Origin of the sequence: Nostoc parmelioides FACHB-3921 (assembly GCF_014696625.1) — a bacterium.
In the GTDB taxonomy this organism is placed as follows: domain Bacteria; phylum Cyanobacteriota; class Cyanobacteriia; order Cyanobacteriales; family Nostocaceae; genus Trichormus; species Trichormus parmelioides.
In genome coordinates, this window is record NZ_JACJQL010000077.1 from 1 (window position 1) to 26,963 (window position 26,963).

The window sequence follows — 26,963 nt, forward strand, 5'->3', positions numbered from 1 at the left end:
CCCTGCCCCCTGCCCCCTGCCCCCTGCCTCGTCATTAAGTAAATTCCTCAACACCAGCAAAGTTCCTAAAACTGGGTTACGTAAGTCATGGGACACAGCATGGAAAAAGACCCTCAGTGCTTCTTGGGCTTGTTTGCGTTGGGTAATATCTTCAACCAACCCTTCGTAGTAAAGGAGATTTCCTTGTTCGTCACGAACGGCGTAGGCTTTTTCGGAAATCCAGACAACGCTGCCATCTTGACGATAAATTTGTGACTCAAATTCCGGGGCTAATCCAGACTCTTCCATCAACCGGACAAATTCGGCTCTGCGTTTAGGGTCAACGTATAATTGATGCTCAATATCTGTAAAATTTTCTGTTACTTCTTCGGGAGAAGTGTAACCATAAATACGTGCTAAAGCAGGATTTGCTGTAATGTAGCGTCCATCAGGGCTGCTTTGAAAAATACCTTCAATGGCATTTTCAAAGATACTGCGATATTTCGCTTCTGCTAGCCGTAATTTATTATTGGCTGACTCCAGTTCTTTGCGGGCGTAAAATTCGGAGCGTTGCAGGCGATCGTATAAGTAAACCCCCAAATCACATATAATACAAAACCAAAAGATATAGAGAATAAACGTAACATTATATATTTCTGGATGGTACGGTGCAGGTGTACTGAGCCTCAAAGCTGTGTTCACACCAAAGTAGTAAACTAAAATCCCTAGCTGACACACTAAATGCAGTGTCCAGCGCACAGGCATGAGTGTAGCTTGACTTAAAAATAGCAACGACCAACCAAGGGTATCGGGCAGGGCAAAACCTTTAAGGGTTGCAAATAACTGTGATGCTAAACTCAGCGACCAAGATGAGCCTAAAAATAGAATACCTGGATGGCGATGACCGAACCGCGTTTTATGCAGGGTAAAACAAACCAGCAGACTCAACAACATAGCTGCATTGATCATTAGCCCTTGAGTTCTCATCACCTGGGGTAGTGCCTTCAACTCTCGGAGAGGAAAAAATAGGTCATATACATTCCTGAGGGTAAATGTTAATAGACAACCTAGTACTAGCCATAACCACAGATGTAGCCTCTGCCATAAAAAACGTTGCCTATTTACCAGCCATTCCTGTTGTTGAGAGCGATTTTGGTAAACAGTGGTGATTTCATCTAACGTGAGTGCAGACAGAGTCTTTCTCCACAACCTCTGCAATTTGATCAAAAAGGTAGTCATGAGAGTCTTACCAACTTCACCTATACGATTGTAGGTGTTTCCTATTTCTAGACTGTCATAATACCAATTCTGCTTTTAAGTTGAACAATTCATCGTGAGGGGTGTTGACGGCAGACAGTTGACAGTTAACCACTTGAAGGCAGTGTAAACCAGAAGGTTAGCCCTTGCCGAGGATTACTGGTGGCACCAATTTTTCCGCTATGTGCTTGAATAAATTGCTGACACAGGTACATTTTTAAGCAAATTGCTGTGGAACAGGGGGCTTGGGGATCACGGATTTGTAGATCAAAAAGGCGATCGCACTCTGACTTACTCATTGTGATACCGTTATCTTGAATCAGAGTCCGAATCATGCCATCTTCTACTGTGGTTTTGACCGTAAATTTCAACCCTGGGGGATTGTGTTGCAAACTATAACTAAACAAACTCATCACAACTTTCTTAAACCGAGTTTGATCAACCATCACCAAAGGTAAGCCCTCAGGAATTAAGCTCTTGCAAGTTGCCTGATTTTCCTTCAAAAGTGGTTGTAAGTCTGTGATGATATTTTCCAAAAGTCCCCTAAGTGGAACAAGTTCCCGATGCAGGGTTAATTCTTTTTCCTCACAGGAGTGGATTTCTAGCAACGAGTCTAGCATTCCCAATTGCCGATTATTACCTTGAATCATGCGATCGATAGTAGAACGCGGTACGGAAATGAGGGGTTGGGGATTGGGGAAGGTGGGGCCCCCTCTGGGGATAAGGGGTAATGGGGATTGGGGATTGGGGACTGGGGATTGGGGATTGGGAATAGTACTTTCTTCTAGTTCATGTTCGCTGTTTCCCCTATTTTCCCTACTTCCTACTTTCCACTCACCACTCCCCATTTCCAAATTCTCTAACACCATCAAATTACCAATCACCGAAGTACGTAAATCATGGGCTACGGTATGCAAGACAACATTTTTGATGCGTTGAATTTCTTCTAGTTCCCGCATTTTTTGTTGTAATTCGACGGTGCGTTCTTCTACCTGATGTTCTAAATTGGTGTTAAGGTCTGCGAGTTCCTGATATGTCAGCAGTAACTTGGCTTCTGTTTGTTTCCGTTCTGTAATATCTCGAACAATAGCTAAGACTTCATCCGTACCACTCACTACCAAACGCGCCTCATAATCTCGCATTTCTAAAGGTGTTGGTAACTGATATTCGCAAGTCTGCAAAGTTCCCGTATCCAAGGTTTTAGTAATGATTCCTTGAATAATTGTGGCAATATCAGTTGGTAAGACATTTTGGATATTTTTACCAGTGAACTCTTCCCCAGGGCAAGGGAGATTGGCAACTTCTCCGTTCAAAGATAAAAAATTTCCATCACGGCTGAGACGAAAGATAAAATCAGGAATAGCATTTAATATAGCTTGATATTGTGCTTCAGTAGCCTGCAAGCGATTAATTAGCTGTTGTTGATCTTGTTGATGTCGTGCTTTTACAGTTTCATCCACTCTCTGTGCCTTTGATGTACCAGCAAACGAATTACAGTTAACAATGATCATAGCTACTTTCACGATTTTTGCAGAGTTTTGATGCCCTGGATCTGATTTTCAATCTCACTTTGGCTGCTTCTTACTTCAGGTTAATTGCTACTGGAGCGATCGCATTCACCCAATCGGGTGAACCATCGATTTTTAGATCAATCTCTTGTTACTTAATGTAGTACTTATAAAACAATGTCTTATAATTTAGTAGTTTAGATGCCAGACTGATTCAACAAACTCGGCATTCCGGGTCAATTCAAGAATATAAAATAAAACCTAACGTTAACGCAAATAAATAAGTTTTAAATTTAAATTTAAACACAAGTATGAGATAATTTATTTTATGTAAATTTATAATTTATAAATAAACTAAGATAAAATAATGGCTCAAAAACTGCCTACTAGTTATTCAAATATAAACTCTTCTAATCAGGTTCCTATATTTCGCACAGCCAAGCCTAGTAATGAGTTCTACAAAGTTTTTTCAGAAGCAGAAATTTTAGGCATAATTCAGGCACTAGAATCTAGGCGAGAAATACCTCTGAAGTATTCATACAAAGGGCAAGGCGCAAAAATATGGGATAGTTTTTATCTAAAATATATCATCCCTACATGGTATCGAACATCAAACGTAGAAATTGATTTACTAAAAAGTAATTTTGCGTATTTAAATGGTGATTATCAGCAGTGCGACAAAGTTAATATTATAGACGTGGGTGCGGGTAACTCATATCCTGTAAAAGCATTTATTGGTAATCTACAAAAAATAGAGAAGATTGATAAATATATCGCCTTAGATATTAGTGATGAACTACTTAATGTCTCTAGCAAGAATTTTAAAAAATGGTTTCCTTTCATTGACTATACAAATTATGTAATTGATATAGAAAATAGTAGAATTCCAGAAAATATATGCAAAAACCAACGTAAAAATATAGCTAATATATTTTTACATCTAGGTGTCACAATCGCCAATCATCACGACAGACATCAAGTATTCCAAAATTTTCGAGACAGCATGGCGGAAAATGATTTACTTGTCTTTACAAATGAGATTGGTTCTAATTCTCAATGGGATGGCATAGCTAGGGGTGGTTGTAAATATCATGCAGATCAAGTGTATGGATGGCTGACAAACAACCTGGGGATGAAAGCAGAAGATTGTGAACTGGTGAGAAAATATGATCCAGCAAAAGACAGTATAGTTGCCAATCTAAAATTACAGCAGAATTACACGATCAATTTTAGTTATTTAGGAATAGATAAGAGTTTAGAAATATCTGCGGGTGAGGAAATCACTATTTGGCGACATCATAAGTTTGAAATACCCACCCTCATTCAAGAAATCGAACAAGCCGGGCTAAAACTCGTACATTACAGCACCAATAAATATTCATCACATCTCATGGTAATTTGTGAGACAGCCAGTAGTTAACAATTAAAAATTCAAAAATAGAAACAAGTCATACCAATTTGAAAAAAGAATGCGACAAATAAACCATCTGTAGAGAGGTGATTCATCGCGTCTTCATTTAAGTATGTGTTACAGTGATTAATTCAATTTGTATAAGTCGGTGCAAATAAACCAAATTCTGTAACAAAAAGTAGTGGTGTGGCAAGCTTACAATAGTTCATTAGATGTAGGTTCGGTTAAGCAAAGCGCAACCCAAAATTGATCTCGAAAACTCAACATAGATTCCTGGTGCTGGGTTTCCTTACGTCAACCCAACCTACAATTTTTTCGGCATCTTGTATTATAACATTTAAGGCTTGACACGCTACTACAATAATTTTATTTTTGCTTTATAAATAAACTCTAATTGTGTTTTCCTATTACTCATAAACAACTATTAATTACTCATCTCCATACACATTATAAGTGTTTCAATAGACACTTTGTAAAAAATAGTACACGCCTCATGGTAAAAAAATAACTGGACATGATTTTATATTTCAAAGTAATAAAATTTGACTGATGAGTTTTTTCATAAAATCCAGAAAAAACTGGCATTTTTCATATCAAATCTTTATCATAATCCGATATTAGTGGCTTATTATGTGATTTATGCTCATAGAAGAAAATAATTATATAGATTAATTATTCAACATTTTAAATGATGGGCATTGATTTTTATTGATAAAATTGGAGCTAAAATTGTTGCCTAAAATTTATTTACAAGAGCTACAAAAACTAATTCCTATTGTATGGCTTGAAAAAGTGCAGTACATTCATTCTTGGTTACTATTAAAATGGCTTTTATTTGGTAGTAGTAAGCCATTATTGTCTAACCAGAAATCAGCCATGATATTTTCTCCGCATCAAGATGATGAAACTTTTGGCTGTGGCGGTATGATTGCTTACAAACGTGAGCATGATATACCAGTAACAATAGTATTTATAACAGATGGAAAAGGTTCAAAACATCTCGATTTGGATTGCCAAAATAAGATAGTTCAAACTCGAAAAAAAGAAGCAGTTACCGCATTAGGGATATTAGGTGTAGATTCATCAAATATCCACTTTTTATATAAACCAGATGGGTGCTTGTCAGAGTTAAGTAATGCAGAATATCAACAAACAATTCGAGAGATATCCGAATTAATTCAGCATTATAAACCTGAGGAAATTTATGTGCCACATAGAAAAGATTGTCATAGGGATCATGAGGCTACTTATAACTTAGTTAAAACAGTAATTCATGAAGCCAATATTCCTGTGGAAGTATTCCAATATCCTGTATGGTTATTTTGGAGAGCGCCGCTATTTATCCTATTGAAAATACAGGACATTGCTGCCGCTTATCGTTTTTCTATTACTTCAGTACAAGATAAGAAAAAGAGAGCGATCGCCTCATACTCTTCCCAGATTGAAAACTTACCTAGAGGATTTATTAAGCAATTTCTAAATTCTCACGAAATTTTCTTTAAAAGTGAACTGTAAATAGATTTAATTCCTGACAATTGACACCGTACTTATGATTTTGGATAACTAAATAAAGTCATATTTTGTTTTTCATCCAAAATTAACAAATAATAAATAATATGGAGAGGTTTTAAATGAAAATATTACATCTCACCAATCATGTACAAGAAATTGGTAATGGAATAGTCAATGTTGCAGTAGATTTAGCCTGCTTACAAGCCAAAGACGGTCACCAAGTGGCTGTGGCTTCTGCTGGTGGAGGATATGAACCATTACTGGGTAGTTATGGTGTTAGGCACTTTCATTTAGATCAGTCTAGACAACCGCTAAATATGATTCAAGCTATTTGGCGTTTCCGAGAAATTATCCAAAAGTTTCAGCCGGATATAGTCCATGCACACATGATGACAGGAGTTGTACTGGCAGGTGTATTAAAAACAAGCTTTGACTATAGCTTAGTATCTACGGTACACAATGAGTTTCAGCGTAGTGCAGTGTTGATGGGATTAGCAGATCGAGTCATCGCTGTTAGTCATGCGGTAGCTAATTCGATGGTGCGACGTGGTATTCCCAGCAACAAACTGCGAGTGGTATCTAATGGCACATTAGGAAGCCCTCGCCATCGTCAACTTCAAGATTACCAACCATTACCCTTACAGCGTCCTGCAATTACTACTGTTGCGGGGATGTATTCCCGTAAAGGAATTGCTGAGTTGATAGCAGCTTTTAGCAAAATTGCCCAGGACTTTCCTCAAGCACATCTATATTTGGTAGGGAATGGGCCAGATAAATCAATTTTCCAGGCTATGGCCAGAAATACTCCTTTTAGTGAACGGATACATTTTGAAGGTTTCCAGGCAGAACCGCAACGCTATATGCTAGCAACCGATATTTTTGTCCTCCCTTCCCATTGTGAATCCTTCGGTTTAGTTCTCACAGAAGCACGAGAAGCTGGTTGTGCGATCGTTGCTAGTGATGTAGATGGTATCCCTGAAACCTTAGATAATCGTCAAGCTGGGCTATTAGTACCACCAAAAGATAGTCACACATTGGCAGAGGCTTTAACCCAATTACTCAAAGATCCCGTACAACTATATAAGTGGCAATGTCGCGCCAAACAAAATATAGAAAGATTTAGTGCTACTAGAGTCAACGAAGAAACACTAGCCGTTTACCATGAATTAGTTCCACAATACAACTTTAAACCCACAATGGAAGCGCGAGAAGTTTTAGTCAGCAAATAGCCAGAGGAAAAGAAGCAGGGGGGCAAGGGATCGATACCGTTGGCGAATTCCCCAAACAGCTAAACTGAACCGATTAGTTCAATAATGAACTGATTGAGAACCTTCTGAGCAGTTTTATACCCATTTTTAAGGGTTAATTGATAAGAAATACAATTCCATCAACGATTTGGTGCAGATTAATCAGGAAGTGAGATCGCTGTGTCTGTGTCAATGCCAATTTGCTGCTTCGCTACAGTTAGACAGGAAGCCAAATACAACCAAATACTGATTTTGCTGTACTCAAAAAACGTTGGGTCGTCCAGGGCACTTTGGGATGGCTGATGGGCTGTCGGCGATTAGTCCGAGACTATGAGTTATTACCCGAAACATCCGAGACTTTTGTCTATCTTGCCATGAACCGTATTATGGTAAGGCGATTAGCCTAAAATTTGACCGTTCAAAACTTTTCAAACATCCTCTTATGACTTTTTGGTTTGGCATCGGTATTATGCAACTTATTCCCAAGGAATACGATGACTATTATCCAGACGAAATCCTCAATCACCTCGTTGATAAACTGGAATCGGAGCTAGCTGATGATGTACAAATTCGTGAAGTTCTTATGAAACCTGGTGTAGATTTGTACACCAGAGCAGAACCTACTGACAGACCTACTGTGATTGCATCTAGTATTAATAGTGGGGGTGAGCTACCCGATAGAATTGCTCTCCCAATTCTCACCGCCATTCAAAACGTGGAAACAGTAGATTATGCGCCGTATGAATATTGCTCTAAAATGCCAGATCCAATTGCGGACATCTTGATACCTGGATTTGGTAAACGAGTACAGTCAACAGAGGCTACACAACAAATACTATACTCCCGAATCAAGTTAGAAGACTTTTGCGTTACCCCTTTAAAAGACCTTTGGGTAGGGGGATTAGAGCAATATCTTGCTGCTTTTACCGAATGGCGAGACAGCTTATATAATGAAGCTGATTTTGTACCACGCGGTAGAGTGCGTCGAGAGGAAATACTTGAGTTTTACGATGAACATTTGTTGCCAATGCTTCGCTTTTGCAATGATTATCGTCTAATTTTTGTGTTTGGCTTTTGAGTAATTGCTCAAAATCATTACTCTTTCAACAAAACCGACTGGGTAAATGGGGTAGAGCTATAAAATCTATTGGACTTTTTTGTCCAAAGTCCAAAACTGCACCTTTGAGGCTTAAAGTTTCCTGTCCCTGTATCTTGCTATCCATGTAATACACGAAAAATTCGCCGTTTTTTTTGTTAATTAATATTTCGCCAACGGTATCGGGATCTGGGGAAAACTATTAGCAACTGACAACTAACAAATAACAGAATACTTGTAGTCAATCCACAACAAGGCGATAATTGACCCTGATGTTTTTGAACAGGGGATTGCATTATGGGGAAAAACTTGCAAGCGCTGGCGCAACTTTACAAAAATGCCCTCCTCAACGACGTACTCCCGTTTTGGGAAAACCACTCCCTTGACAGTGAAGGCGGTTACTTTACTTGTCTCGATCGCCAGGGTAAGGTGTATGACACAGATAAATTTATTTGGTTGCAAAATCGTCAAGTCTGGACTTTTTCCATGCTGTGTAACCAGCTAGAAAAACGGGAAAACTGGCTCAAAATTGCTAGTAACGGCGCTAAATTTCTTGCCGAACATGGTAGAGATGACGAGGGTAACTGGTATTTTGCCCTCACCCGTGGAGGTGAACCATTAGTACAGCCTTACAATATTTTTTCTGATTGCTTTGCGGCGATGGCCTTTAGCCAATATGCTCTCGCCTCTGGTGAAGAGTGGGCAAAAGATGTGGCAATGCAAGCATATAATAATGTTTTGCGCCGCAAAGATAACCCCAAGGGCAAATATACCAAAACCTATCCCGGCACACGTCCCATGAAAGCTTTAGCTGTGCCGATGATTTTAGCCAACCTCACTCTAGAAATGGAATGGTTGCTTCCCCAGGAGACTCTAGAAAATGTCTTGGCTGCAACCGTTCAGGAAGTTATGGGTGACTTTCTCGACCAAGAACGAGGATTGATGTATGAAAATGTTGCCCCCGATGGTTCCCACATTGATTGTTTTGAAGGTCGGCTGATTAACCCCGGTCACGGTATTGAAGCGATGTGGTTTATTATGGACATCGCCCGACGGAAAAACGACAGCAAAACTATTAACCAAGCGGTTGATGTGGTGTTAAATATCCTCAATTTCGCTTGGGATAACGAGTATGGCGGCTTGTATTACTTTATGGATGCAGCAGGTCATCCTCCACAACAATTGGAATGGGATCAAAAATTGTGGTGGGTGCATTTAGAATCTTTGGTGGCGTTGGCGATCGCTTATCGTTTGACAGGTCGTGAAGTCTGTTGGCAATGGTATCAAAAAATGCACGATTATTCCTGGCAGCATTTTGCTGACCCAGAATATGGTGAATGGTTTGGCTACTTAAATCGTCGTGGGGAAGTGCTGTTAAATCTCAAAGGTGGTAAATGGAAGGGATGTTTTCATGTACCCCGTGCCTTGTATCTGTGTTGGCAACAGTTCGAGGCCTTGAGTTCCCAATCTACTGAATCTGGGAATCACTAACTCAATCTTTGGCGCAACCACAAAGCTAATAATGGCATTGCTAATAAATAACCTTGTTCTGCACCATAAATTAAACCCTTGTGGTGTAAACCTGTTAGCGCACCTTGGAGACTACCACCCCTAGAAAGACCGTGTTTTTGAATATAGTCTTTGCTTTGGGGTTTTTCTGTGGGATCTAAAGCTAAACATTCCAAAAGATGTACCTGATTTGCTGGTAGCAACATCAATAAAGATTCATAGGTCATGGATAAATCTTTGAGTAATCCTTCAATAGCTTGCTGGACATCATTTTCTGTAACTAAGCTATCAGGAATACATAAAGTTTGTAGACGACGAATTATTGCCATCGCATCACCAATATGACCTTGTACAGCATCTAAAAATAGTTGTAATGCTTTAGAACGGGAATCAAATGTGAGTTTTGAACCATGTAATATTTCCCTCGCCCATACTGCCAATACATCTCGGTTCAAGGGAGGCAATTGGATGGTTTCTAAAGGATAATTATTTTCGTCTGAATAATTTCCTGTCTCGGCGATCGTTGCAATCAGCACATAACTTACATGAGTGTGTTCTTTAATTTTTCGCCGGAATGATACTTCCCATAAACCGTTACGATCCCAAGAACGAATGTGGGGGAAACTTTGCAGAATTAAGACTAAACGTTTGTCTAAATCTACTGCCATAATTTGGGGCAATTCTAATAATAATTCAAAGGCTTGCCAGATTTGTTTTTGGCTAAGGGAACGTAATAATTTAAGTTTAGTCTCTGGATGAAATGTAAAAAATTCCTTGGCATTTTTCTCTACCCAATTTTCGATTTTTTCTGCTTGCCAATTTTGGTTAATCGCTTCTGTGAGTAACTGTAAAAATCGTTCGCCATCTATGGCGCGGATGCAGTCTATATCGAGAGCGATCGCTCTCACTTCTGTCACGCCCCACCGCACTAGAGTACGCCTACCACTACCAGGTACTCCAGTAATTAACAAGTCACCATCTTGGGCTAGCACTTCTACAACGCGCTGAAACTCCACTGAACGCCCAATTAATTGCAATGGAGTAGACAAATCCAGACTCACAAGTTTTACGCCTTCAGGTTCAATCCTCACTGTAAAGGAAAGCATACTCGATTTTTTGCCACCCATTGGGGTAAATAATGGTAAGTATCAGATTTTATTAGTGATAAATGCTTTTTAGCACGAAAAATTAGTGCTAACTTAATTACAACACTTTTTACAATAACTTAATAATTATGGTTCAAGCTGTAGCTACCGTTGCACCAGGAGAGAAACAGCCTACTGTTTGGCATTCCTTAGAGATATCCGAAGCGATCGCCCGTTTGCAAACTGATGCAGAGATAGGTTTAAGTCGCACCCAAGCACAACACCTGTTAACTAGTGGCGGTGCGAATGAACTGACTGGAAAGAAAGGTAAGCCTTGGTGGTTGAAGTTTCTGCTGCAATTTAACCAGCCGCTATTAATTATTTTGTTGTGTGCAGGTTTGGTCAAAGCGTTGAGTGGTAGCCTTGTCAACGCTGGGGTAATTTGGGGTGTGACCACCACCAACGCCATTATTGGATTTATTCAAGAAGCAAAAGCCGAAAGTGCGATCGCTGCTTTAGCTAAAGCCATCACCACAGAAGCCACCATCATCCGCGATGGGCAAAAAATCCGCGTCCCCTCACGGGAATTAGTTCCTGGTGATGTGGTGCTGTTGACTTCCGGTGATAAAGTCCCCGCCGATTTACGCCTCATTCAAGCGCGGAACTTGCAAATTGATGAATCTGGCTTGACTGGGGAATCTGTGGCGGTAGAAAAACATACACAAGTTTTAACGCCAGATACAGGATTAGGCGAACGGAAAAACATGGCCTATGCAGGGGGCTTTGTCACCTTCGGGCAAGGGGCTGGTGTTGTAGTAGCTACAGGAAATAACACAGAGACAGGGAAAATTTCCCAGTTAATGGAGCAGCATACAGACATTTCCACACCATTAACGCGGAAATTTAACAAATTTAGTCAGAATTGGCTATATATGGTCTTAGGGTTAGCTACACTCTGCTTTGTTGTGGGATTAAGCTTTCGGGGCTTTAACGAAGCCTTAGAAGCAGCCGTAACTTTAACAGTCAGCGCCATCCCGGAAGGATTACCAGCAGTAGTAACTGTTACTTTAGCAATTGGTGTTTCCCGCATGGCGAGACGGAATGCCATTATTCGCAAACTACCGGCTGTGGAAACCTTGGGTAGTGCGACTGTGATTTGTTCTGACAAAACCGGGACATTAACAGAAAACCAGATGACAGTCCAAGCCATCTATGCGGGAGGACATCAATATACAGTTAGTGGTGTGGGTTATGCGCCCGATGGGGAAATCCTCAGAGACGAGCAACCTGTAGATTTAAATAGAGAGAAGGGACTACAAGAATGTTTAATAGCTGGATTACTTTGTAACGATTCCCACTTAGAAACGAAAAATGGTAGGTGGGTAGTGCTGGGAGATCCCACGGAAGGGGCGTTAATTGCATCAGCGAATAAAGCCAATTTTAGCCAGCCGACCTTACTCCAGCAAATGCCAAGGCTAGATGGGATTCCCTTTGAATCAGATTATCAATACATGGCAACCTTGCACAACACACCCACCGGCAAGGTGATTTATGTCAAAGGTTCTGTAGAAGCAGTTCTCCAACGCTGTAGCCTGATGTTAAATACCGACGGACAACCCCGTCCCTTGGATTGTGTGGAAACCTTAAAACAAACCACCATTGAACGGGAAGTCAACATCATGGCGCGTCAAGGCTTACGGGTGTTAGCCTTAGCCAAAAAGCTTGTAGATGATGAACAAAATGGTGTAGATCATGCAGATATTGCTGATGGGTTAATTTTCATCGGCTTACAGGGGATGATTGATCCTCCCCGTGAGAGTGCGATTAAAGCAGTGCAAGCCTGTCAAACAGCCGGAATCCAAGTGAAAATGATCACAGGAGATCATGCTATCACAGCCCAGGCGATCGCTCGTCGTATGGGCATCAACAAAAACGGCTCAGTTCTCGCTTTCACAGGTGCAGAACTCGCCAAGATGGATAAAACCGAACTCGCTCAAGTGGCGGAAGAAGGGGTAGTCTTTGCGCGTGTTGCACCAGAACAAAAACTACGTCTAGTCGAAGCCTTACAATCAAAAGGCGAAGTCGTCGCTATGACTGGGGATGGTGTCAACGATGCACCCGCCTTAAAACAAGCAGACATCGGGATTGCAATGGGTGGCGCAGGTACAGAAGTCGCCAAAGAAGCCTCAGATATGCTACTCACCGATGATAATTTTGCCTCCATTGAAGCTGCTGTAGAAGAAGGACGAGCAGTTTATAAAAACCTCTTGAAAGCAATCTGCTTTATTCTCCCTGTCAACGGTGGGGAATCAATGACGATTTTAATTAGTACATTATTGGCTAGAGACTTACCCATTCTATCCTTACAAGTCCTCTGGCTAAATATGCTGAACTCCATCACCATGACAGTACCTTTGGCATTTGAACCCAAAGGACAAAATGTGATGCAGCAAGCACCGCGTCACCCCAATGAACCCTTACTATCAGGTAGTCGGATACAGCGAATCTTAGCAGTTTCTCTATTTAACTGGATTGTGATATTCGGGGTTTTTGAATACATCCGCCAAACCACAGGCAATATAGATTTAGCCAGAACAATGGCGATTAACTCTTTGATTGCGGGACGAATATTTTATCTGTTGAGTATTAGCCAATTAATCCCCAATCTCATTGCCAAAATGGACGGGACAATGAAAGAGAATGTAGATATTCCCGCCATTGGATTTGGTATTGTCGGTGCAATTCTCCTACAAATTGTCTTTGCTCATGTGCCATTAATTAATGATGTGTTTGAAACAGCACCCTTAAGCTTGCAACAATGGTTATTCTGTTTGGGTGTAGGTTCACCGATGATTTTATGGGCGACATTGGTAAATCGTTTAGACCCACCCAATTAATAATTTAACCCCACAGATACCCGACTTCTCAAAGAAGTCGGGTATCTTGATTGAAGATATAACAAACCACCCAAACTATCTACTGGCAAACCAAGCCTCTAAATCAGCAGTGCTTGTAAAATCCAGTAAAGCCTCACCTAAATCTTCCAACTCAGCAGTTGACAAACCTTGAATCCGTTCTTGCAATTGCGGATTAATTTCACCCAAACGGCGGTTAAGTTGGCGTAGAATTAGCGTCAATTCTCCCTGCTGCACACCTTGTCTCATCCAACTAGTAACAATTTGCATAACTCTTTCCTCCTGCCTTGGTTCAATAGTAGCAAGTTGCTCTTGAAATATGCTTTCTTCTTGAGCGTTCAAATCGAGATATGTATCAATAAACCCGGAGATTAACTGAATTTGTGCTGGGTTGAGTCCCAAATTTACCAGTAATTGTAGGGACATTAGTTTTACTGTTGGACGTTCTTGAACATCCATTTGCATTTTCGCCATCAAAGCACTAGCAACAGGATTATTCTGATTAACAAAATCCCGCCATCTTAATTGATTTAGCTGTACAACTTCATAATTAAATTCCAGTACTTTCTTATTGGGAAAATCAATGCAATAGGAGTTTGGTTGTATAGTTTTTGGGGAGTCATGGGAATAAATAACTATGGGATATACCGGAAGGGCATATTTTTCATGAAGTCGAGCGAAGTAGGTAAACATTCGCTGATTAAAATTAGCCTGTGGATAAGATTGATGTTCGGTATGGATGATAAATAAAGTATTTTGGTTCTGAAATGCAACTTTGACGATAACATCAACTATCTTCAGTTCTCCCTCGGTTACGTCTGTGAGAATTTCTTGTGGTAAAAACTCGATAGAATCTCTTTCCCAATATGCAGTGACATCTGGGAAAAATAACTCGATAAACTCAGGGAAGAAATTGGAAAGTAGTTCTTTAAATAGGCGATCGTGGTCAATCATGGAGATTTTACCAGCTAGATAGGAATTTTTCTATACTGGTATTTCATAGTACAATTTTTTGCGTGCGATGATTATAGTCATCGCAGCAATTAAAATTACATTCTCTCTAATACCTGAATCCCCAACAAAGACAAGCCGAGTTTTAAAGTTCTCGCTGTCAAATTACACAGAACTAAACGGGATGTCCGCAGAGGTTCTTCTGCACTCAAAACCTGCACCCCTTGATTGCGGTCATAAAACGTATTAAACTTCTTACTCAATTCGTAAAGATATTCACATAAGCGATTAGGTAATAAGTCTGCTTCTACAGTACTAATCACTTCACCCAATTGTAGTAAATACTTGGCTAATGCAAATTCCATTTCATGCTGCAAGATAACTTTGGCATTATCTCCCAAATCTGCAAAGTCAATCCCGCCCTTACGGCTAATCCCTTGAATTCGGGCGTAAGCATACAACATATATGGTGCTGTATTGCCTTTCAAATCCAGCATTTTGTCATAGCTGAACATGTAGTTACTTGTGCGATTTTGACTTAAGTCAGCGTACTTAACTGCACTAATACCAACTACTTCCGCAACTTTATCAATGAATTCTGGTGTTTCTTCCCGTTCTTCGGCTTTTAATCTCTCTTCTAAATCTGCATGGGCGCGAGAAACTGCTTCATCTAATAAATCTCGTAACCGCACAGTATCGCCAGAACGAGTTTTGAATTTTTTACCATCTTCTCCTAATACCAAGCCAAAGGGAACATGAACCAATTCCACATCATCAGGAATCCATCCGGCTTTACGTGCTACTTGGATGAATTGGGCAAAGTGGTTGGCTTGTCCTGCATCTGTTACATAAACTATGCGTTTGGCTTCATCTTTTTGAATCCGGTAACGTAATGCAGCTAAATCTGTTGTGGCGTAGTTATAACCACCATCAGATTTCTGCACAATCAAGGGTAAAGGTTCACCTTCTCTATTAGTAAAGCCATCCAAGAAAACACATTTTGCACCTTGGTTTTCTACCAATAAACCAGATTTCTCTAAATTTTCTACAACTGTTGGTAGTAAGGGATTATAAAAAGATTCGCCTCGTTCAGTTAATTTGACATCTAACAAATCATAAATTACCTGAAACTCTTGGCGTGATTGTTCACACAACAACTTCCAAGCGTGGAGGGTATCTGCTGCGCCTGCTTGTAACCTGACAACTTCTTGGCGCGCTGTCTCTTGGAAGGCTTCATCAGTATCAAACCGTTGCTTGGCTTGACGATAAAAACTTACTAAATCACCAATATCTAAAGCATTCGCAGTGGTTAAGGCTTCTGGGGAAACTTCCCGCAGGTAAGTAATTAACATCCCAAATTGCGTTCCCCAATCACCTACATGATTTAACCGCAATACATCATGACCGCGAAATTCGAGAATCCGGGCGATGGAATCACCGATGATGGTAGAACGCAGGTGTCCAACGTGCATCTCTTTGGCAATATTCGGACTAGAAAAATCAACGATTTCCCGTTGTGGGTGTTTGGCTGTAGGAACGCCTAGTCTGGTATCTGCTTGAATAGCGTTCAGTTGCGCTTCTAGGTAGGCGGTTTTTAGTTTCAGGTTAATAAAACCAGGCCCAGCGATTTCTGGTTTTTCGCAGATTTCGGATACATCTAGTTTTTCTACAATAGCAGAGGCGATCGCTCGCGATTGCTGTCCTAACTTTTTACTCAGCGATAAAGCAACGTTGGCTTGATAATCACCAAACTTAGGATTGCTAGCAGAAACCAAAATCGGGTCTACTCCGGCGTACTCATCGCCAAAAGCAGCAACCAAAGCCTGCTCAAGTTTTACCTTTAGTTGTTCTTGTGTAGCGTTCATATATAAATGTTATCTGTCACAGGCGGAATGCGGCTGTTGAGTGTTGGATATTCTCAAAGGCTTGATTATTTTAACCTTAAAATATAGTCAGATAATCTCACTGAGGACTGTCATGGTACAGTACAACCCCTTAGACTGTCTTCCATCCTCGGCAGAACTTCCCGACTCCGACGATACGCCAGTGGATAACGAACTACAAAATCTGATTCCCAATTTACTAGATGCGATTTTGGCTTTAGCCTGGAGTCAACGCACCGATTGGTTTTTTGGTGTTGATATGGGCATTTATTATGCACCCAGCAACCCGCCATTAGTACCTGATGGGTTTCTTAGCTTGGGTGTAGAACGTTTTATTGGTGAAGAGGGACGCTTAAGTTATGTTTTGTGGGAAGAAGATGGTATTGTTCCCATTTTCGCCTTAGAGGTTGTTTCTAAAACTTACGGTGGCGAATATGAAAAGAAAAAAACCGATTATGCGAAATTGGGTATTTTATATTATGCAATTTACGTACCTAGTCGCAAATATCGGCGTAAACGAGAATCCTTAGAAGTTTATCGTTTAGAAAATGGTGAATATATTTTACAACCAGGTTCCCTGGTGTGGATGCCAGAAGTTGGTTTATCACTGGGACGAGAACGCGGTACTTACTTAGGACGCACGCGGGAATGGCTGTATTGGTATGACGAAGCAGGACGAAGATTAGCTACACCAGAGGAATTAGTAGCGCAAGAAAGGAATCGCGCTGAACGGCTGGCCCAAAGGTTGCGGGAGTTGGGTGTTAATCCAGATGAAATTTAGAAAATTGAATGGTGATTTTAACTATTTTGCTGTTGTTATTTTAATGATTTACCTTTCTCACTTCTGCGACAAAATTTTCATAAAATTGTTTATGTGAACCCTCATAGTTATCTGTACCCTTCCTTGTCAAATATCCTTTTTGACCAGTGTGAGGATTTGGCACATGACTAAAAATCCAAGATTTTTTCCGCTCTGGGTTTTCAGACCAACTAATATTAAAAGCAGCATAATTATAAAAAAATTCAATACTTCTATAGTTATCAATATGGTCATGAATCCACCACGCTAAAGCTGTCCAATCAGCAGTTTTTTCATAATATTCAATGAAAGAGTTGACGATAATACAAGCTGTTGCACCCATATAGCCGTCACTATCTCGAATGTCCCAGATATGTCCGGCGTAGTTAGATTCATTCTTGGCACAGTTATATTGATTTTTGTTCTCTGCGCCTTTAGCATTGACAGCAGATGAACGAAACGCCGAGCGAATGCTGATTCTGCCCAAAGCATCTTGAATTGGCTCTAGCACTTGTTCACAGAGGTTTTTACCGGCCGATATCGCCACATCAAGATGATCTGGTATGTTGGGGATACCTTCCATTTGGGAAATTTCAGAATAAAGAAAATCCCTCATAAAAAAGTTTTTGGAGAGTCTTACTCTACCTAATTCTTCTAAGGCCTTAACAGTCTGTGGCTTTCTCATTTCGTTTTTCTAGTGTATAAACTATCAATATTGTTCCCCTCTGCAAGCGGGAGAAATATTCTCTGAATATCTACTTTGACTTGAATGCAATAGCTCCAACATTTGCAACATTTTTATTCAGTTAATCGTCAGGGATATTTCTAGAATGATTCCTGTGTAATAAGTGAATCTAACCCTAGATTTAGATTTTTCAGAACGAAATAGATTTCTTTCGCCAGAATTACTCAAGGTCATAACTCAGTTACAGTGGACTCAGCATTTTTTAGGTAGTGTAGGAGAAAAGCATGAAAAAAGTAACTATAGTAAAAACACTCATTACATCATTAGGATTTTTAGCTTTATTGACCCCAACTCAAGTCTCCGCTCAATTGATACCACAACCTTGGGTTTCTGTGGGCGGCAAAGATGGTGATGTAACTTATGCTGTAGGGGCTAGAGCGTTAAATTTGGGAGTAGAATTAGGTGTAGGAACTGATGGCGCTACTGGCGTAGATGTGTTGAAGTTTATCAGCTTACCAGTAATTTCACCTTATGTAGGGTTGGGATATTATTCAGAGGATAAAGGCGTAGCTTTTTCTGGTGGTGTGCAAGTAGGTGCGACTGATAATGTTTTTGTGGGTGCTGGATATAATTCTGTCCGTGGGATTAACGGGCAATTGGGTATTAGATTTTAAGAATAATTCGTAATTAAGAATGTTTGGTACTGTAACGCTTAGGACTTACGCATGAAAAGGAAAGATCAAGGGTTTGGAGGTGTAGCGGTATAAATGTTTGAAACCCTTACACCCTTACATCCGGTCTCAAAAGAAAATCTAGGTGCGTAAGTCTTAATGCTGTTGAGTGGAAAGAATACGGGATACCCGACTTTTCTATACATTCAGGTATCCCGTGCTTCTAGAAATTTATGCCGCCGGATAGCCAGCAGCAGCTAAAGCATCTTTAATGGAAGTTTCTGAGGCTTGCGTTTCTACGTTCACCAGCTTAGTCTGTGGATCAGCCTGAACGATCGCATCAACATCAACTGTCTTTACTGCATTAGTAATGTTGTTTGCACAAGCAGAACAAGCCATGTTGGGAACTGTGAGTTGGATTGTCATAGATTTACGGTGTGAATAAAAGAAACTATCAAGACTCAGCTTGACAAGTAAGGCGATTGCCTGGAACTATCCTAATCTCTCTAGTTAGGTGGAGAGTCTAGCGGAAGTTACAAGTTTTCTGCTAGATGACAATAGGGGTTTAGGGGTATGGGGGTTTAGGGGAATACAGTTCAGATAAGCAGGGGAAAAAAGAGGATTATTTTGAGAATTCTTGTCTTACCCTACCTTAACCAAGAAATTCTTTAACTTAACTGTAATTGGGGTTTAGGGGAAAGAGTAAAACTAAATTCTTCCCTCAAACCCCTACACCCTTACACCCCTACACCCCTAAACCCTTACACCCGGTCTAAAGTTGCATAAGTCCTTGTCTTCTTTAATCTTTCACCGCTACCCATTGTGTTACAGGAGCCATTGCTCGCCAACCCAAAAATTTACCAATTGGTTCGGCTCGTTGAATGGCAATACGGGTAAAACTGCCACCCACTTTTTCGTACCATTGAAATAAGGTCTGCTCACCTTCTATGGTGACTACATTAGCAATTAACCTGCCGCCTGGGCGTAGTGCTTGCCAACAAATATCAAACAATCCTGTGGCTGTAACTCCACCACCGATAAAAATGGCATCGGGTGTAGGTAAATCTCGGAGGACATGAGGTGCTTTTCCCGCAATGATTTTCAGGTTGGGAGTACCTAAAGCAGCCGCATTATCTGCAATGTATTGTAGTCTAGATGAGTTTTGTTCAATAGCGATCGCCTGACATCTGGGATGAGTCCGCATCCACTCTATCGAGATGGAACCACAACCCGCCCCCACATCCCAAAGTAACTGTCCTGGTGTAGGTGCTAAAGTTGATAGGGTAACGGCTCTAACTTCCCGTTTGGTAAGTTGTCCATCGTGGTGATAGGCGTGATCTGGTAATCCTGGTAATCTAGCTAAGGCGACAACATCAGCATCGGCGATACAATGTAGGGCGATCGCATTTAAATCTGCTAATTCTGTTTCCTGCCAAGTTGCGGCTGTCCCTGTTAATATCCTTTCATGAATGCCGCCCATCCGTTCCAAGACTGTGAGTTGACTATTCCCAAAACCTCGCTGTGTCAGGATTTCGGCAACAATACTCGGTGTATTTTTCCCCTCACTTAAAATTAATAACCGCGCACCAGGATATATATAAGATTGCAGCAAAGCGGAGGGACGACCGCATAAACTTAAGGTTTCTATCTCTGTTAAAGACCATCCTAATCGGGCGCAGGCGAGGCTGAAAGATGAAGGTGCAGGGATAATCGTCATTTCCGATATGGGAACTTGTCGCGCCAAGGTGACACCAATACCGTAATACATGGGGTCACCACTAGCTAACACACATACAGATTTACCCCGACGCTGGATAATTTCTGCTACTGCGGTAGTAATAGGAGAAGTCCAAAGGATTTTTTCGCGTGGGTCGTTTGGAGGTAACATTGCTAAATGGCGATCGCCTCCTACAACGATTTCTGCTTGATTGAGTAGAGAAAGAGCGATCGCACTTAACCCCGATAATCCATCTTCACCAATACCGATAATAGATAGCCATTTCTGCGTCATAAGCTACCTAAAATTACGTGATTTGGAACTGGTTATATTTTTTGTATCGACCGATTTTGTCATAATAAATTTTAATTTGAAAGCAAAACCCTTGACCCTTCTTAATTTACTATCACTTTTCCATCACATTTATTCTTCATAGTTGTCATGATTAGCCCAAGACCAGACAGCTAATGCTCTACGTTTAGCCTGCCTATGGGAAATATTGAGGCAACAAAATGACAGCAACAGTTAAAGAAATTATCCAGTCACACCAATGGCACAATTTATCTGCATCAAAAGTAGCTCAATATTTAGATGCAAACCTAGACACCGGTTTGACATCAAATCAGGTGGCAAAACGGCAGGAAAGCTTTGGTGCGAATGAACTCAAAGGCAAACAGGGAACCAGTCCCATAGTAAGATTTCTTCTACAATTTAATCAACCGTTGCTGTACATTTTGCTGATTGCGGGTGCCATCAAAGCTTTAATTGGTCAGTGGGTGAATGCTTGGGTGATTTGGGGTGTTACTTTAATTAATGCCATTATTGGTTTTGTGCAAGAATCAAAAGCTGAAAGTGCGATCGCAGCTTTAGCTTCTTCAGTCCAAACTAATGCAACTATCTTTCGCAACGGTCAAAAGGTACAAGTTCCTTCACAACAATTAGTCCCTGGCGATTTAGTACTACTGACCTCTGGTGATAAAGTACCCGCCGATTTGCGTCTGATTCAGTCCCGCAATCTACAAGTGAATGAATCTGCCCTCACTGGTGAGTCAGTTGCTATTGAGAAAAATACCGAACCTGTGGACGCGGATGCAGTTTTAGCAGAACGCAGCAACATGGCTTATGCTGGCAGTTTTGTGACCTTTGGCACTGCGAAGGGGGTTGTTGTAGCCATTGGGGAAGCTACGGAAACCGGGCGGATATCCCAACTGATGGAGCAGGGTACAAGCCTTAAGACTCCCCTAACGCGGAAATTTGATAAATTTAGCCGCACATTACTATACATAATTTTGGGCATCGCTGCCCTGACGTTTGCCGTTGGACTGGGATACGGTAATTCCTGGGCAAGTATGTTTGAAGCGGCGGTGGCTTTTGCTGTCAGTGCCATTCCTGAAGGATTACCTGCCGTAGTGACGGTAACATTGGCAATAGGTGTTTCCCGGATGGCGAAGCGACACGCGATTGTGAGGAAATTACCAGCCGTGGAAACCCTCGGTGGCGCTACAGTCATCTGCTCGGATAAAACGGGTACACTCACCGAAAACCAGATGACTGTACAGGTGATTTATGCAGGTGATGAATACTATACAGTTACAGGGACAGGTTATATTCCCGGAGGTGAAATCTTATTAGATGAACAGCCAGTAGATTGGCGTAGTTCTCCCGTATTGGCAGAATGTCTGCAAGCCGGATTGTTATGTAATGATTCCCACTTAGAGCAGAAGGAAGGAGAATGGCAAGTTATCGGCGATCCTACTGAAGGAGCGTTGATAGTTGTGGCGAATAAAGTGGGGCTGACGAGTAATAACTTAGAAGCAGAAATGCCCAGGCTAGATGTCATCCCCTTTGAATCTGAGTTTCAATACATGGCAACTTTGCATGAAGGGGGAAGTGGAGAAAATTCTGCAAAAGTCAGGACTATCTACATCAAGGGTTCCGTTGAGGCAATTGTACAACGTTGTCAGCAGATGTTAGACGCTGGGGGTAATCTTGTTTCCGTGGATGCCCAGACTCTACATCAAGAAGTTGAGACAATGGCTCATCAGGGTTTGCGGGTGTTGGCGTTTGCACGGAAAACTGTATCTGTTAGTCAACATTCCCTGGATCATGCAGATATCGACAAGGATTTGGTTTTCTTGGGATTGCAAGGAATGATCGATCCCCCAAGAGCAGAAGCGATCGCTGCCGTAGCTGCCTGTCAAAATGCGGGGATTGAAGTAAAAATGATTACAGGCGACCACGCTGCCACAGCACAAGCGATCGCTCAACGGATGGGCTTTAAGCAAAATGGGGAAGTTCTCGCCTTTACTGGCGCGCAACTAGCCCAAATGTCACAAACACAACTGGCTACTGCTATAGAAGATGGATCTGTATTTGCCCGTGTTGCCCCAGAACAGAAACTCCGCCTTGTAGATGCCTTGCAATCAAAGGGCGAGGTTGTAGCGATGACGGGGGATGGTGTGAACGATGCACCAGCCTTGAGACAAGCCGATATTGGCATTGCAATGGGGGGTGCAGGTACAGAGGTAGCCAAAGAAGCCGCCGACATGATTTTGACTGATGATAACTTTGCTTCCATAGAAGCGGCTGTGGAGGAAGGACGGACTGTTTACCGCAATTTATTAAAAGCGATCGCCTTCATCTTACCTGTGAATGGCGGCGAATCCATGACGATTTTAATTAGTGTTTTACTTGCCAGAGAATTACCAATTTTATCTTTACAAGTCCTCTGGTTAAATATGGTTAATTCCATCGCTATGACTGTACCCTTGGCTTTTGAACCAAGGTCTCAACGGGTTATGCAGTTACCACCCCGTAGCCCCCGTGAGCCATTACTCTCCAAAAGTTTAGTCAAGCGCATCTTCGCAATTTCTATCTTTAACTGGATATTAATATTTGGTGTATTTGAATGGATTAAACAATCTACAGGCAATATTGATTTAGCCAGAACAATGGCAATTCAGGCTTTAGTATCTGGAAGAATTTTTTATCTTTTAAGTATTAGTCAATTAGGAATTGCTGCCATTAACTTCCTGCGGGGAGTTAGGCAGAAACTTAGCGATATATCAGCCATAGCTATCGGCATTGTAACTACAATAATTTTGCAGATAATTTTCAGTCAATGGAGCTTGATGAATCAGTTATTTGCTACCGCCCCATTGAATTTAACTCAATGGTTAACTTGCCTACTTGTAGGTTTACCAATGATTCCCGTAGCACTTATCGTCAATAAGTTCGACCCCCTCGACTGAATCCCATCCTCAATAGCTTTTTAGTCTACTTGCATGGCATGATCTGTATTTTGAGATTATCCCCACAATTAAGATGACTACAAATACAGATTTTCGTATTGAACGCGATTCGATGGGCGATCGCCAAATTGCTAGTAATGTTTATTACGGTATTCAAACTCTCCGAGCCATTGAAAATTTTCCTATTAGTGGTCTTAAGCCCTTACCTACTTACGTAGATGCTGGTCTTCTAATTAAAAAAGCTACAGCAATTGTCAATGGGGAACTAGGTTGTATTCCCCAAGATATTAGCCAAGCAATTGTGCAAGCAACCGATGAAATTCTGGCAGGGAAGTTAAGAGATCAGTTTGTCGTTGATGTCTACCAAGCTGGTGCAGGCACATCCCACCACATGAATATTAACGAAGTCCTAGCAAATCGGGCTTTGGAAATTTTGGGTGCAGAAAAGGGTAATTACCAACGAGTTAGCCCTAATGATCATGTGAACTATGGGCAGTCTACCAACGATGTTATTCCTACTGCAATTCGCATCGGCGGCTTATTGGCACTGACCAAAACATTACAGCCAGCATTAGAAAAAGCGATCGCCGCCTTAGAACACAAAGCTGTAGAATTTCAAGATATTGTCAAATCCGGCAGAACCCATTTACAGGATGCCGTTCCCGTGCGGTTGGGTGATAATTTCGCCGCTTGGGCGCACATCCTCTCAGAACACCAAAACCGCATTTATACCGCCTCTGGAGACTTGATGGTACTCGGTTTAGGTGGTAGTGCGGCGGGAACAGGCTTAAACACCCATCCCCAATACCGCGCCCGTGTGGTTGAAGTACTGGCAGAATTACTCAACTTACCACTCCAACCCGCACCCCATCTCATGGCTGCTATGCAGAGTATGTCCCCATTTGTGAACGTTTCCGGGGCAATACGCAACCTAGCCCAGGATTTAGCAAAAATCTCTCACGACTTACGGCTGATGGACTCCGGGCCAAAAACTGGCTTGAAAGAAATTCAACTACCCCCAGTACAACCCGGTTCCTCAATCATGCCAGGCAAATATAACCCCGTCATGGCAGAGATGACATCGATGGTGTGTTTCCAGGTGATGGGTTACGATCAGGCGATCGCTCTTGCAGCCCAAGCCGGACAATTAGAATTAAACGTGATGATGCCGTTGATTGCCTATGATTTAATTCACAGCATCGAAATTCTGGGGTCAACCATCGCCGCCCTCACAGAACGCTGTATTCAAGGAATTACCGCCAACAAAGAACGGTGTTTAGCCTACGCCGAAGGCAGTTTAGCTTTAGTTACTGCCCTCAACACTCACATTGGTTATTTAAATGCCGCAGATGTTGCCAAAGAATCTTTAAACACAGGAAAATCTCTACGGCAGATTGTGTTAGAAAAAGGACTGATGAGCGAAGCAGAGTTAGCCACTGTGTTAAATCTGGAAGAAATGAGTAGTATATTGCCACTCCAGGCAGAGTAATTAAGGGACTGGGGACTGGGGACTGGGGATTGATTTGTCTTGAAGCTAATACGTGTATAAATTACATAACTACTAAAAAGGACTGTCAACAGTCAACAGTCAACAGTCAACAGTCAATAGCCATACTTACAAAATCATCTATGCAGAACCAAAAACCATCTGTCAGCCTGATCCGGGCTACTTCCTACGAACGGGAAGCGTTAAAGAACTCTCTTGTCACCTTGCTAGAACCTTTTGGGGGGATGGCTGCTTTTGTTAAACCAGGACAACGGGTTTTACTGAAACCTAATTTACTCACGGGTGCGCGTCCCACTAAAGAATGTACCACCCGTGCCGAACTAGTGTATGCTGTTGCCCAAATGGTAATCGCCGCAGGTGGTAAGCCCTTTCTGGGGGATAGTCCAGCTTTTGGTAGTGCTAAGGGTGTAGCGATCGCCAACGGTTATCAGCCACTTATTCAAGAACTCAATCTGCCAATCATCGATTTTCATGGCAAACGTTACGAAACTGTTAGTGAAAACTTTAATCACTTGCTACTGAGTAAAGAAGTCATAGAAGCAGATGTGGTGATTAACTTACCAAAAGTCAAATCCCATGCTCAATTAACTTTAACTTTGGGCGTAAAAAACCTCTTTGGTTGTGTTCCCGGCAAAATGAAAGCATGGTGGCACATGGAAGCTGGGAAGGATGCTGACCGATTTGGGGAAATGTTGGTAGAAACTGCCAGGGCAATTAACCCAGATTTAACTATTTTAGACGGCATTATCGGTCATGAAGGCAATGGCCCCAGTGGCGGCGAACCTCGTGCCTTGGGTATATTGGCAGCCGCATCAGATATATTTGCCCTAGATAGAGCAATGGTAGAAATTCTGAACGTTCCACCCCATCAAGTGCCTACCGTTGCCGCATCCCAAAGGCTAAGGGTTTGCCCAGAACTTGCTGATGTTGAGTTTCCCAACTTACATCCTGATTTATTAAAAATTTATGATTGGCAACTTCCCGATAAGTTGATGCCCATTGATTTTGCTATGCCCCGTGTTATTAAGTCCACTTTTAAACACTTCTATATCCGCTTTATCAAAGAACCCATGAGTGCCTATGGTAAACAGTAACCAAAAAAACCGCCACTAGATTAGGGCGGTCTGGTTAAGCAATCGGAGGGTAATATCTAGCCTATTCTGCTCATCAAGATGTTGCTGTAGCAGGATTTGCAGTTGTATTTACTCAAAAGCTCAAGTTAATCATTTTTAGGCTGTTCAGTCCAATAAGGTGCGTCAGTGCGATAGAACCTAAATATACTTAGAAATTATTCACACTGACGCACCCTACTAAGCTTGGAACAGAGCTTGCTTATGTCAACTTACAAAATGCCCCAAAAATGGAGAAAGCCTTGGCCTGAGAAAGCTTCAATCAACACGATAGATAGAAACCCAATCATTGCAAAGCGACCATTCCAGCTTTCACTTTCAGTCGTGAAACCAAAACGCACAGCATTAGGACTGTCGGCAACAGTAGACTTAGGATTTTTGAAACCAGACATAAACAAAACTCCAATGTATTGCGTTGTACAGCTTTCACTGTCTGTAACGTAATGTAACAGATGTTGAAGGGAATGGAAGATTTATAAGTCTTTTTCTGTCTAGGTTGCATCATCTATTGATGTCCTAACACTACTGGCGATCGCTAACAATACCAATTCAAAATTCAAAATCCAGAAAGAACAAGCTTTTGGGGCTGTACATCTGTTTTCAAGTGGGTATTACCTTTTATATAACTAAAGCTAATAAAGCATATATATTTTACTGATATTAATTAATCACCCAATTTTTGTAAAGCAGTGTAAAGTATTGTTACAGGCAAAAAACACCTGCCTGATTTATACAACCAACGTAATCATAAAAACATGACCGCAACCTTACAACAGCGCAAAAGCGCCAACGTATGGGAACAGTTCTGCGAGTGGATTACCAGCACCAACAACCGCCTATACATCGGTTG

The 26,963-nt window shown here is 41.4% G+C and carries 20 protein-coding genes and 1 pseudogene; 12 read left to right on the forward strand and 9 right to left on the reverse strand.

Translation table 11 applies throughout. The features are described from left to right. A partial coding sequence (locus H6G14_RS28235; RefSeq protein WP_190571704.1) for a PAS domain-containing protein occupies window positions 1–1,218 on the reverse strand: 1,218 nt, incomplete at its 3' end. 125 nt (window positions 1,219–1,343) lie between these two features. Then, window positions 1,344–2,759 carry a PAS domain-containing sensor histidine kinase gene (locus H6G14_RS28240; RefSeq protein WP_422394114.1) on the reverse strand — a complete coding sequence of 472 codons (1,416 nt, stop codon included), beginning with the start codon at window positions 2,757–2,759 and terminating at the stop codon, window positions 1,344–1,346. Between the two features lie 352 nt (window positions 2,760–3,111). Here H6G14_RS28240 and H6G14_RS28245 point away from each other — a divergent pair, with 352 nt between their 5' ends. The 6 genes and pseudogenes from H6G14_RS28245 to H6G14_RS28270 all read left to right on the forward strand — a co-directional run bounded on the left by H6G14_RS28245 (window position 3,112) and on the right by H6G14_RS28270 (window position 9,501). Next, window positions 3,112–4,164, forward strand: coding sequence for an L-histidine N(alpha)-methyltransferase (locus tag H6G14_RS28245; RefSeq protein ID WP_190571706.1), 1,053 nt, complete (start codon window positions 3,112–3,114; stop codon window positions 4,162–4,164). Window positions 4,165–4,884: 720 nt separating this feature from the next. After that, complete coding sequence (locus tag H6G14_RS28250; protein ID WP_190571707.1) at window positions 4,885–5,670, forward strand: PIG-L deacetylase family protein; 786 nt, start codon at window positions 4,885–4,887, stop codon at window positions 5,668–5,670. 116 nt (window positions 5,671–5,786) lie between these two features. Then, window positions 5,787–6,896 (forward strand): glycosyltransferase family 4 protein, encoded by a 1,110-nt coding sequence (locus tag H6G14_RS28255; protein WP_190571709.1) that lies wholly within the window; start codon window positions 5,787–5,789, stop codon window positions 6,894–6,896. Window positions 6,897–7,165: 269 nt separating this feature from the next. Then, window positions 7,166–7,321 (forward strand): annotated as a pseudogene (locus tag H6G14_RS28260) (transposase); the annotation flags it as partial. A gap of 35 nt (window positions 7,322–7,356) precedes the next feature. Next, window positions 7,357–7,992: a hypothetical protein gene (locus H6G14_RS28265; RefSeq protein ID WP_190571711.1), complete on the forward strand. Its 636-nt coding sequence runs from the start codon at window positions 7,357–7,359 to the stop codon at window positions 7,990–7,992. 315 nt (window positions 7,993–8,307) lie between these two features. Next, a complete protein-coding gene (locus H6G14_RS28270) occupies window positions 8,308–9,501 on the forward strand; it encodes a n-acyl-d-glucosamine 2-epimerase (protein WP_190571713.1) in 1,194 nt (397 codons plus the stop codon). On the opposite strand, the gene H6G14_RS28275 is transcribed toward H6G14_RS28270, so the two are convergent. Next, window positions 9,498–10,625 (reverse strand): DNA polymerase III subunit delta, encoded by a 1,128-nt coding sequence (locus H6G14_RS28275; RefSeq protein ID WP_190571715.1) that lies wholly within the window; start codon window positions 10,623–10,625, stop codon window positions 9,498–9,500. The genes H6G14_RS28270 and H6G14_RS28275 overlap by 4 nt on opposite strands. Before the next feature lie 128 nt (window positions 10,626–10,753). Between H6G14_RS28275 and H6G14_RS28280 the strand changes: the two genes are divergently transcribed. Beyond that, window positions 10,754–13,501 carry an HAD-IC family P-type ATPase gene (locus tag H6G14_RS28280; protein ID WP_190571717.1) on the forward strand — a complete coding sequence of 916 codons (2,748 nt, stop codon included), beginning with the start codon at window positions 10,754–10,756 and terminating at the stop codon, window positions 13,499–13,501. Window positions 13,502–13,576: 75 nt separating this feature from the next. Here H6G14_RS28280 and H6G14_RS28285 read toward each other — a convergent pair whose 3' ends face one another. Then, complete coding sequence (locus tag H6G14_RS28285) at window positions 13,577–14,473, reverse strand: DUF4351 domain-containing protein (RefSeq protein ID WP_190571719.1); 897 nt, start codon at window positions 14,471–14,473, stop codon at window positions 13,577–13,579. A 95-nt stretch (window positions 14,474–14,568) separates the two neighbouring features. Continuing rightward, window positions 14,569–16,335 (reverse strand): arginine--tRNA ligase, encoded by a 1,767-nt coding sequence (gene argS / locus H6G14_RS28290; RefSeq protein WP_190571721.1) that lies wholly within the window; start codon window positions 16,333–16,335, stop codon window positions 14,569–14,571. Window positions 16,336–16,447: 112 nt separating this feature from the next. Here argS and H6G14_RS28295 point away from each other — a divergent pair, with 112 nt between their 5' ends. Continuing rightward, complete coding sequence (locus tag H6G14_RS28295) at window positions 16,448–17,134, forward strand: Uma2 family endonuclease (RefSeq protein WP_190571722.1); 687 nt, start codon at window positions 16,448–16,450, stop codon at window positions 17,132–17,134. A gap of 40 nt (window positions 17,135–17,174) precedes the next feature. Here H6G14_RS28295 and H6G14_RS28300 read toward each other — a convergent pair whose 3' ends face one another. Then, window positions 17,175–17,837, reverse strand: a complete 663-nt coding sequence (locus H6G14_RS28300) for a peptidase M15 (RefSeq protein ID WP_190571724.1) — start codon at window positions 17,835–17,837, stop codon at window positions 17,175–17,177. A gap of 284 nt (window positions 17,838–18,121) precedes the next feature. On the opposite strand from H6G14_RS28300, the gene H6G14_RS28305 reads away from it, so the two are divergent. Continuing rightward, entirely contained in the window at window positions 18,122–18,511 is a 390-nt protein-coding gene (locus H6G14_RS28305) for a hypothetical protein (protein WP_190571726.1), read from the forward strand. A 228-nt stretch (window positions 18,512–18,739) separates the two neighbouring features. Here the strand turns inward: H6G14_RS28305 and H6G14_RS28310 are convergent, their stop codons facing one another. Next, window positions 18,740–18,934, reverse strand: a complete 195-nt coding sequence (locus H6G14_RS28310) for a heavy-metal-associated domain-containing protein (RefSeq protein WP_010997864.1) — start codon at window positions 18,932–18,934, stop codon at window positions 18,740–18,742. 373 nt (window positions 18,935–19,307) lie between these two features. Next, window positions 19,308–20,519: a precorrin-6y C5,15-methyltransferase (decarboxylating) subunit CbiE gene (gene cbiE, locus H6G14_RS28315; protein ID WP_190571728.1), complete on the reverse strand. Its 1,212-nt coding sequence runs from the start codon at window positions 20,517–20,519 to the stop codon at window positions 19,308–19,310. Window positions 20,520–20,737: 218 nt separating this feature from the next. On the opposite strand from cbiE, the gene H6G14_RS28320 reads away from it, so the two are divergent. The 3 genes from H6G14_RS28320 (at window position 20,738) to H6G14_RS28330 (ending at window position 26,077) form a co-directional block, all read left to right on the forward strand. Next, entirely contained in the window at window positions 20,738–23,476 is a 2,739-nt protein-coding gene (locus H6G14_RS28320; RefSeq protein WP_190571730.1) for a cation-translocating P-type ATPase, read from the forward strand. 73 nt (window positions 23,477–23,549) lie between these two features. Continuing rightward, window positions 23,550–24,965 (forward strand): aspartate ammonia-lyase, encoded by a 1,416-nt coding sequence (locus H6G14_RS28325; RefSeq protein ID WP_190571732.1) that lies wholly within the window; start codon window positions 23,550–23,552, stop codon window positions 24,963–24,965. A gap of 140 nt (window positions 24,966–25,105) precedes the next feature. Next, window positions 25,106–26,077 carry an Npun_F2552 family protein gene (locus H6G14_RS28330; RefSeq protein WP_011320268.1) on the forward strand — a complete coding sequence of 324 codons (972 nt, stop codon included), beginning with the start codon at window positions 25,106–25,108 and terminating at the stop codon, window positions 26,075–26,077. 248 nt (window positions 26,078–26,325) lie between these two features. On the opposite strand, the gene H6G14_RS28335 is transcribed toward H6G14_RS28330, so the two are convergent. Continuing rightward, window positions 26,326–26,505: a chlorophyll a/b-binding protein gene (locus tag H6G14_RS28335; RefSeq protein WP_190571734.1), complete on the reverse strand. Its 180-nt coding sequence runs from the start codon at window positions 26,503–26,505 to the stop codon at window positions 26,326–26,328. Window positions 26,506–26,963: the final 458 nt, after the last annotated feature.